This window comes from Oleiphilus sp. HI0117 (assembly GCF_001635235.1).
Genome location: NZ_LWGA01000251.1, coordinates 1 through 759, shown reverse-complemented (window position 1 = coordinate 759; position 759 = coordinate 1). Strand labels below are relative to the sequence as shown.

The window sequence follows — 759 nt, the reverse complement described above, 5'->3', positions numbered from 1 at the left end:
TATTGCGTGTAGTCGACCTGATCCGGACCGCCAGAATAAATTACCTGGATAGCATTTCCGTTAGCGATCAATAGATTGTTTTCAGAATCGACCGTGATTGTACCTTCGAATGGGCCATGCACCGAGTCTCGACGAAGCAAGCTGGCGCGTTTCTCTAGATCGTTTTTAGCACCGCCATCGCGAACGACAATTGCACGTAAACGCAGATTATTTCCACCGCCCGCTTTCTCAATCAAAATACGCGCAAGTAAGCGACCGATTCGACCAAAACCGTACAACACGACATCTTTGGTATTTTCAGAAGCTGCTTTGCTAGCCTCTTCACTGTAGCCACCAACAACGTCGGATAACTCTGCTTTGACAAACTCTTCTAAACTAACATCATTGGTTTGTTCAGCAAAGCGAACGGCGAGCTTACCAACGTCAACACGAGCATGACCAAGCTCAAGCTCATCCATCACCTTTAATACCGCATAAGTATCGTGGACAGATAATTCTTTCTCTTCCACCTGGCGAACGAAACGATGTGACTTAAGAATTCCGATTACTGACTGGTTAATAACAGCACGACCATAGATGGACGTAACAATATTATTACGACGGTACAAACGACCAATTAATGGAATCATCGCCTCTGCAGTCGCTTCACGACTCTTCCAATCTGAAAAACAGTTATCAATCACTTCATTGCTCACGCTTAACACCTCTATTTGTTTATGCGTCAAATCAGGGCCGCTATTATCCAGATATATAGTTCAG

General features: G+C 44.5%; 1 protein-coding gene. It reads right to left on the bottom strand.

Going from position 1 to position 759, the window contains the following annotated elements:
• On the bottom strand, positions 1 to 695 hold a 695-nt coding region (locus tag A3757_RS03150), incomplete at its 3' end, for a glyceraldehyde 3-phosphate dehydrogenase NAD-binding domain-containing protein (RefSeq protein WP_304439168.1).
• Positions 696 to 759 lie beyond the last annotated feature (64 nt).